This is a genomic window from Salmonella sp. 32010601201800023SM, assembly GCF_017572235.1.
GTDB classification, from domain to species: Bacteria; Pseudomonadota; Gammaproteobacteria; order Enterobacterales; family Enterobacteriaceae; genus Salmonella; species Salmonella enterica.
Genome location: NZ_JAGEQS010000001.1, coordinates 1,036,578 through 1,056,282 on the forward strand (window position 1 = coordinate 1,036,578; position 19,705 = coordinate 1,056,282).

General features: G+C 53.7%; 17 protein-coding genes. 4 read left to right on the forward strand and 13 right to left on the reverse strand.

The genetic code is table 11. The features are described 5' to 3' along the window. Positions 1-8: 8 nt before the first annotated feature. Genes lolE through lolC form a run of 3 tightly spaced genes read right to left on the reverse strand, consistent with a single transcriptional unit; the run spans position 9 to position 3,146 of the window. On the reverse strand, positions 9-1,253 hold the full coding sequence (lolE, locus tag J4617_RS05255) for a lipoprotein-releasing ABC transporter permease subunit LolE (RefSeq protein WP_000168092.1): 1,245 nt from the start codon (positions 1,251-1,253) through the stop codon (positions 9-11). Next, entirely contained in the window at positions 1,253-1,954 is a 702-nt protein-coding gene (lolD, locus tag J4617_RS05260; RefSeq protein ID WP_001033714.1) for a lipoprotein-releasing ABC transporter ATP-binding protein LolD, read from the reverse strand. Before lolD ends, lolE begins: the two co-directional genes overlap by 1 nt. Further along, the gene (gene lolC / locus J4617_RS05265) at positions 1,947-3,146 is read right to left on the reverse strand and encodes a lipoprotein-releasing ABC transporter permease subunit LolC (RefSeq protein ID WP_001518787.1); all 1,200 of its coding nucleotides are present in this window, start codon (positions 3,144-3,146) and stop codon (positions 1,947-1,949) included. The genes lolD and lolC overlap by 8 nt, the downstream gene beginning before the upstream one ends. A gap of 337 nt (positions 3,147-3,483) precedes the next feature. On the opposite strand from lolC, the gene mfd reads away from it, so the two are divergent. Together mfd and J4617_RS05275 are read left to right on the forward strand one after the other, a co-directional pair. After that, the gene (gene mfd / locus J4617_RS05270; protein ID WP_208290674.1) at positions 3,484-6,930 is read left to right on the forward strand and encodes a transcription-repair coupling factor; all 3,447 of its coding nucleotides are present in this window, start codon (positions 3,484-3,486) and stop codon (positions 6,928-6,930) included. Positions 6,931-7,077: 147 nt separating this feature from the next. Then, a complete protein-coding gene (locus J4617_RS05275; RefSeq protein ID WP_017466047.1) occupies positions 7,078-8,043 on the forward strand; it encodes a L,D-transpeptidase family protein in 966 nt (321 codons plus the stop codon). Positions 8,044-8,139: 96 nt separating this feature from the next. On the opposite strand, the gene bhsA is transcribed toward J4617_RS05275, so the two are convergent. Then, positions 8,140-8,397 carry a multiple stress resistance protein BhsA gene (bhsA, locus tag J4617_RS05280; RefSeq protein ID WP_000800159.1) on the reverse strand — a complete coding sequence of 86 codons (258 nt, stop codon included), beginning with the start codon at positions 8,395-8,397 and terminating at the stop codon, positions 8,140-8,142. A 241-nt stretch (positions 8,398-8,638) separates the two neighbouring features. Between bhsA and comR the strand changes: the two genes are divergently transcribed. Then, positions 8,639-9,274 (forward strand): TetR family copper-responsive transcriptional repressor ComR, encoded by a 636-nt coding sequence (comR, locus tag J4617_RS05285; RefSeq protein WP_000205984.1) that lies wholly within the window; start codon positions 8,639-8,641, stop codon positions 9,272-9,274. A 74-nt stretch (positions 9,275-9,348) separates the two neighbouring features. Here comR and J4617_RS05290 read toward each other — a convergent pair whose 3' ends face one another. The 8 genes from J4617_RS05290 to hinT form a co-directional block, all read right to left on the reverse strand. After that, a complete protein-coding gene (locus tag J4617_RS05290) occupies positions 9,349-9,888 on the reverse strand; it encodes a glycine zipper 2TM domain-containing protein (RefSeq protein WP_001043449.1) in 540 nt (179 codons plus the stop codon). 178 nt (positions 9,889-10,066) lie between these two features. Further along, positions 10,067-11,371: an NADH-quinone dehydrogenase gene (gene ndh, locus J4617_RS05295; RefSeq protein ID WP_000211053.1), complete on the reverse strand. Its 1,305-nt coding sequence runs from the start codon at positions 11,369-11,371 to the stop codon at positions 10,067-10,069. 254 nt (positions 11,372-11,625) lie between these two features. Next, positions 11,626-12,168, reverse strand: a complete 543-nt coding sequence (gene ycfP / locus J4617_RS05300; protein WP_000587945.1) for an alpha/beta hydrolase YcfP — start codon at positions 12,166-12,168, stop codon at positions 11,626-11,628. Between the two features lie 24 nt (positions 12,169-12,192). After that, positions 12,193-13,218, reverse strand: coding sequence for a beta-N-acetylhexosaminidase (gene nagZ, locus J4617_RS05305; RefSeq protein ID WP_000529340.1), 1,026 nt, complete (start codon positions 13,216-13,218; stop codon positions 12,193-12,195). Positions 13,219-13,228: 10 nt separating this feature from the next. Continuing rightward, entirely contained in the window at positions 13,229-14,053 is an 825-nt protein-coding gene (gene thiK / locus J4617_RS05310) for a thiamine kinase (protein WP_001257342.1), read from the reverse strand. Next, complete coding sequence (lpoB, locus tag J4617_RS05315; protein WP_000164359.1) at positions 14,034-14,672, reverse strand: penicillin-binding protein activator LpoB; 639 nt, start codon at positions 14,670-14,672, stop codon at positions 14,034-14,036. Before lpoB ends, thiK begins: the two co-directional genes overlap by 20 nt. A gap of 13 nt (positions 14,673-14,685) precedes the next feature. Continuing rightward, positions 14,686-15,060: a YcfL family protein gene (locus J4617_RS05320; protein ID WP_017466046.1), complete on the reverse strand. Its 375-nt coding sequence runs from the start codon at positions 15,058-15,060 to the stop codon at positions 14,686-14,688. Between the two features lie 2 nt (positions 15,061-15,062). Continuing rightward, positions 15,063-15,422 (reverse strand): purine nucleoside phosphoramidase, encoded by a 360-nt coding sequence (hinT, locus tag J4617_RS05325; protein ID WP_001532068.1) that lies wholly within the window; start codon positions 15,420-15,422, stop codon positions 15,063-15,065. Between the two features lie 340 nt (positions 15,423-15,762). Between hinT and fhuE the strand changes: the two genes are divergently transcribed. After that, on the forward strand, positions 15,763-17,937 hold the full coding sequence (gene fhuE / locus J4617_RS05330; RefSeq protein WP_017466045.1) for a ferric-rhodotorulic acid/ferric-coprogen receptor FhuE: 2,175 nt from the start codon (positions 15,763-15,765) through the stop codon (positions 17,935-17,937). An 84-nt stretch (positions 17,938-18,021) separates the two neighbouring features. Here the strand turns inward: fhuE and ptsG are convergent, their stop codons facing one another. Next, entirely contained in the window at positions 18,022-19,455 is a 1,434-nt protein-coding gene (gene ptsG, locus J4617_RS05335) for a PTS glucose transporter subunit IIBC (RefSeq protein WP_000475705.1), read from the reverse strand. Between the last annotated feature and the right edge of the window lie 250 nt (positions 19,456-19,705).

The following is a 19,705-nucleotide window of genomic DNA, read 5'->3' on the forward strand; positions in this document are numbered from 1 at the left end:
TTCCGCGATTACTGGCCGCTCAATACTCGCGCAGGGTCAATGTTGCTCGCCCGCCGCGCCGGATACCAGCTCGCCAGTAAGCTTAACAACAACGCCGTGACCAGTACGTAAACAACGTCCAGCCAATGTAATTCGGATGGCAGGAAGTCGATAAAATAGATATCGCCGGACAAAAACTGATGCCCGATCTCCTTTTCAATCCCATTAATAATGGCGGTAAGCTGAAGCGAAACGACAACGCCGATCGCCACGCCAATCAAGCTGCCCAGCAAGCCCGCCAGTAGCCCGTACCAGACGAAAATGGCACGAATCAAACCATCTTTCGCCCCCAGCGTTCTTAATACCGCAATGTCGCCGCTTTTGTCTTTTACCGCCATCACTAAGGTGGAAACGATATTAAAACAGGCCACGCCGATCACCAGAATCATCGCCAGATACATAATGGCGCGAATCATCTGGATATCGCGATACATATAGCCGTAGGTGCCGATCCAGCTCTTAATGTAGACATAGCTGTTAGTCACTTCACCCGCGTCACGCACCAGTTTGTTCGCATTAAACACGTCGTGGACTTTAAGCGCGATACCGGAAACGCTGGACCCCATATCCAGATACTGCTGCGCATCCTCAAGCGGGATCATGGCGAAGCTGTGATCGAGCTGGCCGCTCAGTTGCAGAATCCCGATGACATGCAAACGCACGCGTTTGGGCTGGAGCAGCTTATGGTCGGCATTCGCATTGGGGATCATGATGGACACCCAGTCGCCCTGTTTCACGTTCAGCGCATCGGCGACGCCTTTGCCGATAATGATCTGCTGCTCGCCCGCTTTGAAATGATCCCAGGCGTGATTTTGCACAAATGACGGTAACGCGCTAAGCTGCTGCTCTTGCTTAGGGTCGACGCCTTTAACCTGAATGGCGCGCAAATTCGCCCCGCTCTCTACCAGGCCGGTAAAATTGATATACGGCGCGGCGGCGGCAATGCCCGGCACCTTCTGCACTTTTGCCAGCGCTTCACGCCAGTTGGTCCACGGCTGATTGACCGCTTCAATCTCCCCGTGCGGAACCACCGCCAGAATACGGTTATTCAACTCGCGTTCGAAACCGTTCATCGCGCTTAAACCGACAATCAATACCGCCACGCCCAGCGCGATACCGATGGTAGAAATGACGGAAATGAGCGAAACCATACCGCCGCGCCGCCGCCCACGGCTGAAGCGCAAGCCAATTAACAATGATAAAGGCGACGCCATTACTCAGCCCCCATCAGGCTCAGTTCCGCCGTCAGGCGGCCATCGCGCATCTCAAGCTGGCGGCTCATACGTTTCGCCAGTTGCAAATCGTGAGTCACCACCAGAAACGCGGTTCCCTGCAGACGATTTAACTCGCCCAGAAGCTCAAAAATACTGTCGGCATTACGCGCATCCAGATTACCGGTCGGCTCATCCGCCAGTACCAGACGCGGGTTATTCACCAACGCGCGCGCTATCGCGACACGCTGGCGCTCACCGCCGGAAAGTTCCGAAGGTCGATGGGTTGCGCGATGCTCCAGCCCTACGGCGTGCAGCATTTCTCGCGCCCGAGCGTCAATCTCCGCCGGTTTCTTTTTGCCAATCAATAATGGCATCGCCACGTTTTCCAGCGCCGTAAAATCCGGCAGGAGATGATGAAACTGATAGATAAACCCCAGTTTCTGGTTACGTAATTCCGCTTTTGCCGCAGAAGAGAGTTTGCTCATCGGCTGGCCGCTAAAAATCACATCGCCGGAGGTGGGCGTATCCAGCCCGCCTAACAGATGCAGCAACGTACTTTTACCCGAACCGGAACTGCCGACGATCGCCATCATTTCGCCTTCGCCGATACTGAAGCTGACATCGTGCAACACGTCGGTTTGTACGGTGCCTTCCTGATAGCGTTTGCACAGGTTGTCGCATTGCAACAGGATCTTATTCATAACGTAAAGCCTCAGCGGGTTGAGTGGCGGCAGCGCGCCAGGAAGGATAAAGCGTAGAAAGCAGCGCGATGGCCATTGCCACCAGCGCGATAACGATCACCTGTAACGGCTCTATCGCCACGGGCAACGCAGCGCCATCCAGAAACGCGCCGATGATCGGCATCAGGTTATTCAGTTGGCTGGCAAGCAATGCGCCCAGCGCGGCGCCCAACAGCGCGCCGATAATCCCGGCGCTGGCGCCCTGCACCATAAAGACCATCATAATTTGTCGCGGCGTCAGCCCTTGAGTTTGTAAAATCGCCACTTCACCCTGCTTCTCCATGACCATCAGGCCCAACGAAGTAATTATGTTAAAAGCCGCGACTGCCACGATGAGACTCAGCAACAATCCCATCATGTTCTTTTCCATGCGCACAGCCTGGAACAACTCGCCTTTGCGTTCGCGCCAGTCCTGCCACTTCGTGCCTTGCGGCAGCGTCTGTTGGCTGAGGGTATCGACTTGCAGCGGTTCATCCAGCCACAGACGCCAGCCGGTAATATTGCCTGCCGGATAGCGCATTAAACGCGACGCGTCCTGAATATTGACCAGCATTTCATAGCCATCGACCTCGCTATTGGCGGCAAATGTGCCAATCACCGTAAACAGACGCTGACTGGGCAGGCGTCCCATTGGCGTAAACTGGCTGGCAGATGGCACCATTAGCCGAATCTGATCGCCGCGGTTGACCCCTAACTGTCCGGCGAGCTGCTCGCCGAGGATGACATTATACTTACCCGGCTGTAATTCGCTTTGCTTCACATTGACCAGATACGGCGTTAATGGATCTTTTTGCGCCGGATCGATACCTAACATCACGCCAACCGCAACGCTACGCGCGCTTTGCAGTACGACATCGCCCGTCGTCAGCGGCGCAATACGGTTAACGCCTTGCAGATTCACCGCTTTTTCCGGCATCTGATTCGGGTTAAGAGAACCATGTTCAGCAGAGAGGATGGCCTGAGGCATCAAACCAAGAATGTTATTTTGCAGTTCGCGCTCAAAACCGTTCATCACCGACAATACCGTGACCAGCGCCATCACCCCCAGGGTAATGCCGATAGTGGAAAGCCAGGAAACGAAGCGACCGAAGCGATCTGCTGCACGCCCGCGCATGTAACGCAGGCCAATGAATAGAGCGACAGGTTGATACATGTAATCCGTCTGGTTGCTGTTAGCAAAGTCCCGAGTATATAAGCGAAAGCGGAATGCGTAAATGTCTGAACCGTAAGAGTTCGTCAGCGTTATTCTGAAAAAGGCCGACAAATCAAGTCACTTACATGTTCATACTTTACCTGTTCGGCGCGTTATCCGGCGGATTCAATTTGCTAATAAACAACGATCGCGGATAATAAAGAACATTGCTTATCAGTCATATGCCCCTGAATACCTGAGTCCTTCATGCTGTCCCGGCGCGCAGCCAACCATGAAGCAGCCTGAAGGGTGACGCGTAGAGTGCGGCGTAAAACAAAAAGAGATACTGACAACCGTTATGCCTGAAAAACAACGTTACACGCTGCCGACAAAAGCGGGCGATCAGCGCCAGTTGGGCGAACTTACCGGTGCCGCCTGCGCTACGCTGGTGGCGGAGATAGCCGAACGCCATGCCGGTCCGGTGGTACTCATAGCGCCTGACATGCAAAATGCTCTGCGATTGCATGATGAAATCCGCCAGTTTACCGATCAGATGGTCATGAACCTGGCGGACTGGGAAACGCTACCGTATGACAGCTTCTCCCCGCATCAGGAAATTATCTCTTCGCGTCTGTCCACGCTCTACCAGTTGCCGTCGATGCAGCGCGGCGTCTTGATTGTACCGGTAAACACCCTGATGCAGCGCGTTTGTCCGCATAGCTATCTGCATGGTCATGCGCTGGTGATGAAAAAAGGCCAGCGGCTGTCCCGCGACGCTCTGCGCGCGCAGCTTGACAGCGCCGGTTATCGGCATGTCGATCAGGTGATGGAGCATGGCGAATACGCGACGCGCGGCGCGCTGTTGGATCTCTTTCCGATGGGCAGCGAACAGCCTTATCGCCTCGACTTTTTTGATGATGAAATCGACAGCCTGCGTCTGTTTGACGCGGATACCCAGCGTACGCTGGAGGAGGTTGAGGCCATCAATTTGTTGCCCGCGCACGAATTTCCTACCGACAAAGCCGCTATTGAGCTTTTCCGTAGCCAGTGGCGCGATACCTTTGAGGTAAAACGCGACGCCGAGCACATCTATCAGCAGGTCAGCAAAGGCACTCTGCCCGCCGGGATCGAATACTGGCAGCCGCTCTTTTTCAGCGAACCGTTACCGCCATTATTTAGCTATTTCCCCGCCAATACTCTGGTGGTGAATACCGGCTCGCTGGAAACCAGCGCCGAACGCTTTCAGGCCGACACGCTGGCGCGTTTTGAAAATCGTGGCGTCGATCCTATGCGCCCGCTTTTGCCGCCGGAAGCCCTCTGGCTACGGGTGGATGAGCTCTTTTCCGAGCTTAAACGCTGGCCTCGCCTCCAGCTTAAAACCGACCATCTGCCGGAAAAAGCCGCCAATACCAATCTCGGTTTCCAGAAATTACCGGATTTGGCTATCCAGGCACAGCAGAAAGCGCCGCTGGACGCGCTGCGTAAGTTCCTCGAATCTTTCAGCGGTCCGGTGATTTTTTCTGTGGAAAGCGAAGGACGCCGCGAAGCGCTGGGAGAGCTCCTGGCCCGCATAAAAATCGCGCCGAAGCGGATATTACGCCTGGACGAGGCGCAGGATGCGGGACGCTATCTGATGATTGGCGCCGCAGAACATGGTTTTATCGACACCCAACGCAATCTGGCGCTGATTTGCGAAAGCGATCTCCTGGGTGAACGGGTCGCGCGTCGCCGCCTGGATTCCCGTCGTACGATCAACCCGGATACGTTGATTCGTAACCTGGCGGAGCTCCACGTCGGTCAACCGGTAGTGCATCTGGAGCACGGCGTCGGACGCTATGCCGGCATGACCACTCTGGAGGCTGGCGGCATCAAGGGTGAGTATCTGATGCTCACCTACGCCAATGACGCCAAACTGTATGTGCCGGTTTCCTCATTGCATCTGATTAGCCGCTATGCTGGCGGCGCGGAAGAAAGTGCGCCGCTGCATAAACTGGGCGGCGACGCCTGGTCGCGCGCCCGGCAGAAAGCGGCGGAAAAAGTGCGCGATGTCGCAGCGGAACTGTTGGATATTTATGCGCAACGGGCGGCAAAAGAGGGGTTTGCCTTTAAGCATGATCGTGAGCAGTATCAGTTATTCTGCGACAGCTTCCCGTTTGAAACGACGCCCGATCAGGCACAGGCGATTAACGCCGTATTGAGCGATATGTGCCAACCGCTGGCGATGGACAGGCTGGTGTGCGGCGACGTCGGCTTCGGCAAAACCGAAGTGGCGATGCGCGCCGCGTTCCTGGCGGTGGAAAACCATAAACAGGTAGCGGTACTGGTGCCTACCACGCTGCTGGCGCAGCAACACTATGACAACTTCCGCGACCGTTTCGCCAACTGGCCGGTACGCATTGAGATGCTGTCCCGCTTTCGCAGCGCCAAAGAGCAGACGCAAATCCTGGCGGAAGCCGCCGAGGGTAAGATCGATATTCTGATCGGTACGCATAAACTGCTACAAAGCGATGTGAAGCTGCACGACCTCGGCCTGCTGATTGTCGATGAAGAGCACCGTTTCGGCGTGCGCCACAAAGAGCGAATTAAGGCGATGCGCGCCGATGTCGATATTCTGACGCTCACGGCGACGCCGATCCCGCGGACGCTGAATATGGCGATGAGCGGTATGCGCGATCTCTCCATTATCGCCACTCCCCCTGCCCGTCGTCTGGCGGTAAAAACCTTTGTTCGCGAGTATGATAGCCTGATAGTAAGGGAAGCGATTCTGCGTGAAATCCTGCGCGGCGGTCAGGTTTACTATTTGTACAATGACGTCGAAAATATTCAGAAAGCCGCAGAGCGGCTGGCGGAACTGGTACCGGAAGCGCGAATCGCTATAGGCCACGGGCAGATGCGCGAACGTGAGCTGGAACGGGTCATGAATGATTTCCACCATCAACGTTTTAACGTGCTGGTGTGTACTACCATTATCGAAACGGGGATCGACATTCCCACCGCTAACACGATCATCATTGAACGCGCGGATCATTTCGGCCTCGCGCAGTTGCACCAGCTGCGTGGCCGCGTTGGGCGCTCGCACCACCAGGCCTACTCCTGGCTGTTGACGCCACATCCTAAGGCCATGACCACCGATGCGCAAAAACGGCTGGAGGCGATTGCGTCGCTGGAGGATTTAGGCGCCGGGTTTGCGCTGGCGACCCACGACCTGGAGATCCGCGGCGCGGGCGAACTGCTTGGCGAAGAGCAAAGCGGCTCAATGGAAACCATTGGCTTCTCACTCTACATGGAACTGCTGGAAAACGCCGTCGATGCGCTGAAAGCAGGCCGCGAACCCTCGCTGGAAGATCTCACCAGTCAGCAAACGGAAGTCGAGCTGCGAATGCCGTCGTTACTGCCGGATGATTTTATTCCGGATGTTAATACCCGGCTGTCATTCTATAAACGCATTGCCAGCGCGAAGAACGAAAACGAGCTGGAAGAGATCAAAGTGGAATTGATCGATCGCTTCGGCCTGTTGCCCGATCCGGCGCGTAATCTGCTGGATATCGCCCGCCTGCGCCAACAGGCGCAAAAGCTCGGCATCCGAAAACTGGAGGGTAACGAGAAAGGTGGAACGATTGAGTTCGCCGAGAAAAACCACGTTGACCCCGCCTGGCTTATCGGGTTACTGCAAAAACAGCCGCAGCATTTCCGTCTGGATGGCCCGACGCGCCTCAAGTTTATTCAGGATTTAAGCGAACGTAAAACGCGTATAGACTGGGTACGCCAGTTCATGCAGCAACTGGAAGAAAACGCTATTGCATAAGCGTCAGGTCGGGCGTCATTACTCTGCGTCCGGCCTAATCTTTACAAATTCTTTGCACTTCCCTGCAGTTCCAGACACAGCCAGCCGCCATAATTCTTATTTCCTCTTTTATAAAAATAACCACATAATAATCATGGGTTTATTATAATGTTCAACAATACGCGACTCTCTCGCTGGTGGGCGTTGCTTGCGCTTACCGCGACCATCATGCTTGCCCTTCCCGCGCAGGCGAATACGTGGCCTCTTCCGCTCCCCGGCAGTCGACTGGTGGGAGAAAATAAATTCCATGTCGTTGAAGACGACGGCGGCTCGCTGGAGGCGATCGCCAAAAAATATAACGTGGGCTTTTTAGCCCTGTTACAGGCCAACCCCGGCATTGATCCTTACGTGCCACGCGCAGGCAGCGTGCTAACGATTCCGCTGCAAACGCTGCTACCGGACGCGCCACGTGAAGGTATCGTCATTAACCTCGCGGAATTACGGCTTTACTATTATCAACCGGGGAAAAATACGGTCACGGTCTACCCTATCGGGATTGGCCAACTGGGCGGCGATACCCTGACGCCAACGATGGTGACGACCATTTCGGATAAACGCGCCAATCCAACCTGGACGCCGACCGCCAATATTCGCGCCCGTTATAAAGCGCAAGGCATCGATCTCCCCGCCGTGGTGCCTGCCGGTCCCGATAACCCAATGGGGCATCACGCGATTCGTTTAGCGGCCTACGGCGGCGTCTATCTGTTACATGGCACGAATGCCGATTTTGGCATTGGTATGCGCGTCAGTTCCGGCTGTATCCGTCTGCGCGACGGTGATATAGAGACATTGTTCCGTCAGGTCACGCCGGGAACCAAAGTGAATATTATCAATACGCCGATTAAAGCCTCGGTGGAGCCAGGCGGCGTGCGACTGGTGGAAGTTCATCAGCCGCTGTCTAAAAATATAGGCGACGATCCGCAGGTGCTGCCGATTGTGCTGAATGGCCCGATGCAGGCCTTTAAGGACGCGCCGCAGACCGATGCTGCGGTGATGGAACATGTTATGGAAGTGCGTTCCGGAATGCCGGTGGATGTAACCCGTCAAGCAGAGGCGAAACCGCAGTCGCTGTAAGCGTGAATAGCTGACCGACAAAAAAGCCTCGCGATGCATCGCGAGGCTTTCTCTTTTTATTGTGGCAATCGCAGCGGCATTAATGAGGGTTAATGCTTACTTATAGATTACCGCCGTACCGTGGAGGGTATTCGGGCCGGTAACAGAGGTAATACGGAAAGACTTCGCCCCCATCTCCTGTGCTTTTTGCGCCAGCTGATCTTCCAGCGAGCCCAGATTCGTGCCGCCATTCGCGGAAATGGTGCCGAACTTCTGTTGACCTTCTGGCGTTGCCTGAACTTCAACGGCGGCGAAGCTGGCGAATGAGAGCGAACTCAGTACCGCAGCAGCGATGAGGGTTTTTACGTTTTTCATAGTGATGACCTTTAGCAGATGAATGGGTGTCGTAAGCATTAACTTAACGATCGATAAGTTAATCATAGATGTGATCTACATCACACGTCAACCTCTTTTTATAATGATCGTTATATAATTTATAAAGATGTTATTTTTCATGTGAATAGAATTGATTTATTTTTCTAATGAATACTCTGGAGCCAGAAGTGGTTTGTTTTTATAATAGAGAGACTGCTCTTTAAACAGGTACAACGGCATCATGACAACGGATACCACGAGTTGCGCGAAGAAAAGCCGTGGCCGACCAAAAGTGTTCGACAGGGAAGCCGCGCTTGATAAGGCCATGACTCTCTTCTGGCAGCACGGCTATGAAGCAACTTCGCTTGCCGATCTCGTAGAGGCTACCGGGGCGAAAGCGCCTACTCTCTATGCGGAATTCACTAACAAAGAAGGATTATTTCGCGCTGTCCTGGATCGCTACATCACTCGCTTTGCCTCAAAGCACGAAGCCCAGCTCTTTTGTGAAGAGAAAAGCGTGGAATCGGCGCTGGAAGATTACTTCACAGAAATTGCCGCCTGCTTTACCAGTACAGACACGCCGGCTGGCTGCTTTATGATTAATACGTCCGCCACCCTCGCCGCCTCCTCGCGCGATATCGCCCGCACGGTAAAATCACGCCACGCCATGCAGGAACAGACGCTCATCCAGTTTCTGCGCCAACGTCAGGAGCGCGGTGAAATTCCGGCGCACTGTAACCCGCAGGCGCTCGCGGAATATATAAACTGTATTTTACAGGGAATGTCGATCAGCGCCCGTGAAGGTGCCACCTTCGAACAACTGATGCAAATTACGCGTACGACTCTGCGCATCTGGCCTGAACTGATCAAGTCCTGAACGACGCGGCTTCGGATAAAAAAAAGCCCCTCAGCCTGAGCGAATGAGGGGCTAACTTGCAGAGTACAGCTTTTTTATGCTTTGTTATTCAGAACCAGTTGGCCATTGCCGTCGAGGGGAATTTGCGTTCCGGGGTCTTTATCCATGCGGATTTTGCCCTGCTGATCGCCAATTTTGTAGGTCACGTCGTAGCCAAGCATCTTTTCAGATTTGTCATACACCGTCTTACAGCGTTGCTGCGTGGTAGTGTAGGTATCACTTTCCTGCATTGATCCCTGGATTTGATTGCCAGCATAACCGCCGCCCAGCGCTCCGACGACCGTCGCCACATCTTTACCACGACCGCCGCCAAATTGATGTCCAATCACGCCGCCTGCTACTGCGCCAAGCACCGAGCCGGCAATACGGTTTTCGTCCTGAACCGGTCTACGATGCGTGACCGTGACATTACGGCACTCCTGACGCGGCGTTTTTACCGTCTCTTTAATCGGTTTAGCCGATATCACCTGCGCATACTGCGGACCACGATCAAATACGTTGAGACTGGCCACTGCCGCCACACCCAGCGCAGCCGCTACGCCAATCCCTATACCCGCCAACATTGATTTATTCACGGGAGTTCCTCCTTCGTTGCTATTGGTAACAATTTTGCAACCAGTATGCGAACAAAGCCAATCGGAATGAGGATGAAAAATGCGGGATGAGGCGGTAAAGCTGAAGGATTCGGACAACTCCGAAGCAAGAGATGGAGAATCGCTCACCGGCGCGAGCAGCCGGTGAGGCACAGAGAAATTAATGCAGTTTCAGGCGCGGACGAATGACGCGGTTAATACTGCCCACCAGCATCATCAGGCCGGTTTTAAAGTATCCATGCAGCGCTATCTGGTGCATACGGTATAGCGAGATATACACGAAGCGGGCGATACGTCCTTCAATCATCATTGAACCGCGGGTCAGGTTCCCCATCAGACTACCCACGGTAGAGAAGTTGGACAGAGAGACCAGCGATCCATGATCTTTATACTGGTAAGCTTTCAGCGGTTTGCCATTCATCTGCGCCAGAATGTTATTCATCGCGCAGGTAGCCATCTGATGCGCCGCCTGAGCGCGAGGCGGCACAAAACCTCCTTCCGGACGTGCGCAGGAAGCGCAGTCGCCAATCGCATAAATATCAGGATCGCGCGTGGTTTGCAGCGTCGGTTCCACCACCAGTTGGTTAATGCGGTTCGTTTCCAGACCACCAATCTCTTTCATAAAATCCGGCGCTTTGATACCCGCCGCCCACACCATCAGATCGGCCTGAATATATTCACCTTCTTTCGTATGCAGACCGCCTTCGTCGGCGCTGGTGACCATAGTTTGCGTCAGCACGCGAACGCCCAGTTTGGTCAGTTCATTATGCGCGGCGCTGGAGATACGCGGCGGCAACGCAGGCAGAATACGCTCGCCAGCCTCAACCAACGTCACGTTCAGCGCGTCGTTGGTCAGCCCCTTATAACCATAGCTATGCAGCTGTTTTACCGCATTATGCAGTTCAGCCGACAGCTCAACCCCCGTCGCACCACCGCCAACGATGGCGATATTGACCTTACCGTTCGCGCCCAGATTAGCCGAATACTTGAGGAACAGGTTCAGCATCTCCTGGTGAAAACGGCGCGCCTGATGCGGGTTATCGAGGAAGATACAGTGCTCTTTCACGCCCGGCGTGTTGAAATCATTAGAGGTGCTGCCCAGCGCCATCACCAGCGTGTCATACGCGATTTTGCGCTCCGGCACCAGCAGTTCGCCCTTTTCATCACGCAACTCGGCAATGGTGATGGTCTTCGCTTCGCGATCGATATCCATCACCGACCCCAGTTGGAACTGGAAACCATGATTGCGCGCATGGGCCAGATAGCTCAGCGCATCCACGCCTTCGTCCAGAGAGCCAGTCGCCACTTCGTGCAGCAATGGTTTCCACAGATGGCTGTGATTTCTGTCTACCAGCGTGATTTTCGCTTTTTTCTTGCGCCCCAGTTTATGGCCTAACTGCGTCGCCATTTCCAGCCCGCCAGCGCCGCCGCCGACAATCACGATCTTTTTTAATGGTGTAGTCAACGTGACCCCCTTAAATTTATTAACCAATTGTTAATTAAAAGTTATTAGTATAGCCTTTAATTAACAACAAGTTACGTTAATGAGAATAAGCTTCTGATATGAGAATAGCATGAACGGTGCATTGGTCATACCAAAATTGATGTGCATCAAGTTTTCATGCTGAAAAGATAGACAGTTTGCGAGAATTGAGCATAAAAAAACCAGCCGCAAGGCTGGTTATCCGGTCACTGATAACGCCATATTGCCGGATGGCGTTACCCCAGCGTTTTAAACGCTTTGATACGTTGCAAGTGCGGCGAAATATTTTTGAATTTGTGAGTCTGTTCCTCATCCCACACAATTTCATAATACGGGTGAAGCGCTTGCGCTGAGCGTTGGCTGTCCAGCGCTTCGTCATGACGCGAGAGGATCACCAGACAACGATCGCGATTTTTTTCGCGAAAGTTGGTCACGCACTTTGTAGCGATGTCCGCATATTCTTCCGGGCGATCGATTTTCCCCTCCATGTTTTCATAGGGGAACAGGTTCGGGTTAAAAACCACCTGACGGATATCGCACAAAAAGCCAATCCGCTCCGCCCAGTAACCGCCCAGCCCCACGCCACAGATTAAAGGGCGCTCGTCCACATTCAACTGCAACATTTTGTCCACTTCTTTCAGCAGATGCTGCATATCGTGCTTAGGATGCCGCGTACTGTAGCTTACCAGCCGAACATCCGGGTCGATAAACTGTAATTGCAACACTTTTTCATGGTTGCCCGGACTATTTGAATCAAAACCGTGTAAATAAATAATCATCTGGCACCCTCACGAAAACTCGAGTTAATGACCTGCTTTTTCTTCCTGCCAGCGTTCATGTAACTGGTTGAGCTGGGCGCTGGCTGTTTTCCAGCGTGCTGAGTCCATGAGCTCCCGGCGTGAAAATGAACCTTTATGATACAAACGTGTAACACGCTCTGCTTTGATCGGCGACAGATTATCCAGCACGCTGACTGCGCCTTTACGATTATTGCAGACCAGAATCATATCGCAACCCGCATCCAGCGACGCCTGAGCGCGCTCAGCATAGCTGCCCATAATCGCCGCGCCCTCCATCGACAGATCGTCGGAGAAAATGACGCCGTCAAAGCCTAACTCCTGACGCAGCACCGTTTTCAGCCAGTACGGCGAACCGCTTGCCGGGCGTGGATCGATAGCGCGGTAGATCACGTGGGCAGGCATAATCGCATCCAGTTTATTCTCGCTAATCAGCGTGCGGAATACCGACATATCTTTGCCACGGATGTCCGTTTCAGGACGTGGATCGCACGGCGTCTCTTTGTGGGAGTCCGCCGTGACCGCGCCGTGGCCGGGGAAATGCTTACCGGTCGTTTTCATCCCGGCGTCATGCATGCCGTCAATAAAGCGCGTTGCCATTGCCAACGCTTTTGCGGGATCGGCATGATAGGAGCGCTCGCCAATTGCCGCGCTGATATGCCCGACGTCCAGCACTGGCGCAAAACTGATATCAATATCCATCGCGATCATTTCGCTGGCCATCAGCCACCCTGCCTCCTGCGCCAGTCGCCCCCCCTCTTCCAGCCCATGCAGCGCAAAAAAAGATTGCGCCGCGGGCAGGCGGGTAAACCCTTCACGGAAACGCTGTACGCGCCCGCCTTCCTGATCGACGGCCACCACCAGATGGTTACGCGATGCCGCCCGAATCTGGCGCACTAATTCGCGCAGCTGTTCCGGGTCATGGTAATTACGCGTGAACAGAATAAGCCCGCCAACCAGCGGATGCGCCAGTATCTCGCGCTCCTCCGCATCCAGCTCACATCCTTCGACATTCAACATTACTGGGCCCACACTGCTCTCCTTATCCTTTCATACGTAGCTGGCGCCAGGTTTCATCGGCCAGCCTGATAAATTGTTGCTCGCCGGTTTGTCGCCAGCGGTATTCGAACCACCCTGCTTTTAGCATAATGACCCAGGGGTGCCATAATCGTATCTGTCGCCATAGCTGCCGGGCGTCGATTCGCGCGCGCGCGGCATAAGCGTCTGCCAGTTGTCGGTGCTGGCGTTCATCCTCAACCCATACTGCCGCCAGCTCCAACGCAATATCGCCGTCGCCGGCATACTCCCAGTCAATCAGTCTCAACCCGGCGGACGTTAATACTATATTGTCGCCATGGACATCCATATGCAAAGGCGCGAGCCGCAACGGGCGAGGTTCACCGTTTTTTTGCAACTGTTTGAGCCGCCGCAACCAAAACGGCGTACGCCTTGCCGGATCGCAACACGACCAGTACTGCGCCAATAGTGGCGATAGCGCGATACGCCAGCCAAAACGCGGCTGTTGATGCAAATGATACAGTAAGGCCGCCAGTTCGTCGGCATCTGGCAGAGCGGAATTTACCACACCATGCAGATATTCTACCGCCATCCAGCCTGGAGTATAAAAAAGCGCTCGCGGCGCAAGACTGGCCGGCAATTGGGATAAGGCGCGGTAATGACGTAAAAAATGGGCTGGTGGAGCGTCAGGGTCGTGATGACGGCGCAGCACGACACGGTGAGTATCGTGGGCAATAATACAGCTCCCGCCGCTTAGCCCCTGCGATGTGGCGACGGCGGGACGATACTGGGGAAAATAGCGCGACAGGATCTCGTCGCGCGTTAAGGGATTATTGTTGTTGGACCGCACCTTTACCTGACCAGATTATCTCGCCAGTTTGCACCAGCATTAACTGCATCTGTAATGCAGGCGCGTTAACGTTACCGGATGCGCTGGAGTAAAGTACATATTGCGCCCCGACATTGCGCGCAATGCCAATAGCTTTACTGCGCGTTCCCAGACTATCCTGCGGAGACAATCCTAACTGCTGTTTTGCCATCGAGAGTTGCTGTACGGACACCAGCGTAAATTTACCGTTGTTCGCCAGCGCATTACGTAACGTTTCCGTTGCCTCGTTCGCATTTAACGACCCATTCGTCCGGTTATTCACGCTGTCAACAAGCAATACGCTTCCGGCCGTCACGCCATCAGCCTGCAACATTTTGCTGACCAGCGGTTGCATCGCGCCGTTCCAGTCATAGTGGCGCACCTTAGGCGCTGGCTGGCCCGTTTGATCTTCATGTTCGATCGGCCCCGGTTGCTGTGGAATCGTTGGCACAGACGGCACAACAGGAGGCTGCGGCGGCTGCGCGGGTTGTTCTGGCGCTGGTTTTACCTCTTCAACTGGCGCAGGTTGACGTTGCGCCATACACCCGGAGAGAAATATCGCCAGCGCAGCAATGGCAGCGTAGCGATGCATTTTTGTCATCAAAATTCACTCCTCACAAATAAAGATAAAGCCTGACCTTATGCGCCCCCAGATAATTGGCGCTGCCAAATAGCGTTACCGACGAACGCGCGGGTATGGTTACGCTACGCGGCGCCTCCAGCGGATGCATCTCCAGCCCCCGCGCGTCATACCAGTAAAACCGATAATGAACGGTTATGGGCTCTTGCCTTTCGTTATAGACGCGGGAAGAGGCTGATGGCTGGATATCAGACGCCGTCAGTTCAGGCGGCTCTGCGGTGACGCCCGCCGCCAGAACCGTGGACTCCATCACCAGCGACTGCGCGTCGCTTACCGGAATTTCAGGGTGTAACCGGCAGCCGGTAAGCAGCAGCAAGCCCAGAGAAACCACGATGCATCCTTTGATCATACTTACAAGCCTTTATGCGCCAGCATCGGGCCTAGCGGGCGGCCGCCCAGTAGGTGCATATGGATATGATAAACCTCCTGGCCCCCATGACGGTTGGTATTCATGATTAAACGATACCCATCTTCGGCAATGCCTTCCTGTTCGGCGATTTTCGCCGCCACGGTGATCATCCGACCTAACGCCTGTTCATGTTCCGCCGTCACGTCATTGACGGTTGGGATCAGGATATTGGGAATAATCAAGATATGCGTCGGCGCCTGCGGTGAAATATCACGAAAGGCGGTGACCAGCTCATCCTGATAAACGATATCCGAAGGGATTTCACGACGAATAATTTTGCTGAATATAGTTTCTTCTGCCACGACGTTTTCCTTTTTCATAATAGCCCTTGCAGCGCACATGCTACGCCGAGCCATACTGCGAGTATAGAGTATGAGCGAGTTACCGACGCTCTTTCAACTTTAACCCACGATTTATTAAGCGAAAAATGACTACATGCTGGACTTACCGCCATATCCCCCTGCCATGACGCCTTTGTACGCTTAAAAATATTTCTGGTTTCCCTGTTTATACCGTTTTACACATTTAATACAAATGCGTATATTTCTCATTTGCATTTTTATGCGCATTAACTAGCAAAGAATGAAAAGGTTCAACGTCATACGTCCTGAACTTACCCCAATAACAAGCAAGGATTTTCAGATGTCTTTCATTCAATACCGCCGGGACAAACACCTTCCGTCCACCGCCGCACCGTCGCTGTTAGCTATGGGTATGGCGATGGCATTTATGCCTGCCGCCTTCGCGGCTGAGGATACCGTTATTGTCGAAGGCGCGACGACCGCTGACGCCGTAAACCGTGAAGAACAGGATTACAGCGTGAAAACGACCGCAGCGGGCACCAAAATGCCGATGACTCAGCGCGATATCCCGCAGTCGGTCAGTATTGTCAGCCAACAGCGTATGGAAGACCAGCAGTTGCAAACCCTGGGCGAGGTGATGACCAATACGCTGGGAATCAGTGGAAGCCAGGCTGACTCCGATCGCATCAGCTATTACTCGCGCGGGTTTGAAATTGACAATTATATGGTTGACGGTATTCCAACGTATTTTGAGTCCCGCTGGAATCTGGGCGATGCGCTAACGGATACCGCGCTGTATGAGCGCGTGGAGGTGGTTCGCGGCGCGAATGGGCTGATGACCGGAACCGGCAATCCTTCTGCCTCAATTAATATGATCCGTAAACACGCCACCAGTCGGGAGTTCAAAGGTAACGTCTCCACAGAATACGGTAGCTGGAATAAGCAGCGTTACGTCATGGATCTGCAAAGTCCGCTCACCGCAGACGGCAATGTCCGTGGGCGCATCGTGGCGGGTTATCAGAATAATGATTCCTGGCTGGACCGCTATAACAGTGAGAAAGCGTTCTTTTCCGGAATTATCGATGCCGATCTGGGGGCAACTACCAGCCTTTCAGCCGGTTATGAATATCAAAAAATTGATGTCAACAGCCCGACCTGGGGCGGTCTGCCGCGCTGGAACACCGATGGCAGCAAAAATAGCTATGACCGCGCGCGTAGTACCGCCCCGGACTGGGCTTATAACAATAAAGAGATAAATAAATTCTTCGTCACGCTTAAGCAGCGTTTTGCCGAAAGCTGGCAGGCGACCCTGAATGCGACCCATACTGAGGTCAAATTCGACAGTAAAATGATGTATATCGATGCGTTAGTGGATAAAGAGACAGGTACGCTGGTGAGTCCTTATGGCGCAAGCTACCCCGTGGTCGGCGGTACGGGCTGGAACAGCGGCAAGCGCAAAGTAGATGCCATAGATCTCTTTGCCGATGGCGCTTATGAGCTGTTTGGCCGTCAGCACAATATGATGTTTGGCGGCAGTTATAGTAAACAGAATAACCGCTATTTTAGCGCCTGGGCGAACGTCTTTCCGGACGACATTGGCAACTTCAGCGCCTTTAACGGTAATTTCCCCCAAACCCACTGGGCGCCACAAAATCTGGCGCAGGACGATACCACGCATATGAAATCGCTGTATGCCGCTACGCGCATTTCGCTGGCCGACCCGCTGCATCTGATTCTCGGCGCTCGTTATACCAACTGGCGTGTTGATACACTGACCTACAGCATGGAGAAAAACCATACCACGCCGTATGCCGGGCTGATTTATGATATCAACGACAACTGGTCCGCTTATGCCAGTTATACCTCTATCTTTCAGCCGCAGAATAAACGCGACAAAGCGGGTCAATATCTGGCTCCGATTACCGGTAATAACTATGAAGCGGGTCTGAAGTCCGACTGGATGAACAGTCGCCTCACCACCACGTTGTCCGTGTTCCGCATTGAGCAGGATAACGTCGCTCAGGCAACCACTATTCCCATCCCTGGCAGTAATGGGGAATTTGCCTGGAAGTCTACTGACGGAACGGTGAGCAAAGGCGTCGAATTCGAAGTGAACGGCGCAATTACCGATAACTGGCAGATGACTTTCGGGGCTACCCGGTATGTTGCCGAGGACAATGAAGGTAACGCCGTGAACCCTAATCTCCCGCGCACCAGCGTGAAGTTATTCACCCGCTATCGTCTGCCGGCGATACCGGAGCTGACGGTCGGCGGCGGTGTGAACTGGCAGAATCGGGTTTACAAAGATACCACGACGCCGTACGGCACTTTCCGCGCCGAACAGGGCAGCTATGCGCTGGTCGATCTGTTTACCCGCTATCAGGTGACGAAAAATTTCTCCGTACAGGGAAACATCAACAACCTGTTTGATAAAACCTACGACACCAATATTGATGGTTCCATTGTTTACGGCGCGCCGCGTAACGTCAGCCTCACCGCCAATTATCAGTTCTGACAGACTGTCGGAGAGCGGCATGTAAAGCGCCATTAAAAAAGGCAGCCGAATGGCTGCCTTAATTCTCCCCAACATCATTACTGCTTAGCTGTTACGGATGTACTCATCCATTTCCGTTTTCAGGTTATCGGATTTCGTACCGAAAATAGCCTGAACGCCGGAACCCGCGACGACAACGCCTGCCGCGCCCAGTTTCTTCAGGCCAGCCTGATCCACTTTCGCTACATCGGCTACGCTCACGCGCAGACGCGTGATACAGGCATCCAGGTTAGTGATGTTCTCTTTACCGCCAAACGCCGCAACCAAAGCCGGCGCCATTTCGCTGGTCGCGCCCGCTTTTGCGTCATCAGTAGTGTCTTCACGACCCGGCGTTTTCAGATCCAGCGCTTTGATCAGCACGCGGAACACGGTGTAGTACACAATCGCGTAACCGGCGCCAACAATCGGGAACAGCCACAATTTACTGCTGTTACCGGACAGCACGATAAAGTCGATCAGACCGTGGGAGAATGACGTACCGTCACGCATCCCCAGCAGGATACAGATCGGGAATGCCAGACCTGCCAGAATCGCGTGAATAATGTACAGGATCGGCGCCACGAACATGAAGGAGAACTCGATAGGCTCGGTAATACCCGTCAAAAACGAGGTCAGCGCGGCGGAAATCATGATACCGCCCACTTTTGCGCGGTTTTCCGGTTTAGCAGAGTGCCAGATAGCAATGGCCGCAGCCGGCAGACCGTACATTTTGAACAGGAAGCCACCAGACAACATACCCGCCGTCGGGTCGCCCGCCATATAGCGCGGAATGTCGCCGTGGAATACCTGACCCGCGGCGTTGGTGTATTCGCCGATCTGCATCTGGAAAGGAACGTTCCAGATATGATGCAGACCAAACGGCACCAGGCAACGCTCGATAAAACCGTAAATACCAAACGCGACAACCGGATTCTGATAAGCCGCCCACTGCGAGAACGCCTGGATAGCCGTACCGATTGGCGGCCATACGAAAGACAGCACCACACCGGTAAAAATAGCGGCCAGACCCGAAATGATCGGCACGAAGCGTTTGCCCGCAAAGAAGCCCAGATACTCAGGCAGTTTGATACGGTAGAAGCGGTTAAACATATACGCTGCGATCGCACCGGAGATAATCCCCCCGAGAACACCCGTATCAGCAAGGTGTTTAGCGGCGATCTCTTCAGCAGGTAAATGCAGAACCAGCGGCGCAACCACAGCCATGGTTTTCACCATGATGCCATACGCTACTACCGCCGCCAGAGCCGAAACGCCGTCGTTGTTGGTGAAGCCCAACGCCACGCCGATAGCGAAAATCAGCGGCATATTGGCAAAAACAGATCCGCCCGCTTCTGCCATAACGTGCGATACAACGGCTGGCAGCCAGCTGAAGTTAGCGGAACCGACACCCAGCAGGATACCTGCGATAGGGAGTACGGATACCGGCAGCATCAGCGATTTACCGACCTTTTGCAGGTTAGCAAATGCATTCTTAAACATAATTGAGAGTGCTCCTGAGTATTTGTGCTTTTCTACGTTCTCACGCATTGGCGAGGGGGGAGAACCCCGCCGTGGACAGGACATCTAAGTGCCCTTTTATTTATTACACAGAGTAAAATAAATACGTCTGATTTTGTTTGACGGCTATCACGTTTCAGCGCCAGATAGCCTAAAAAGTATCACATTCTGCCAAAATGAGTTTCCGAATGTTTCCATAAACTTGCTCACCGCCCCTTTTGTGGCGGTGAAC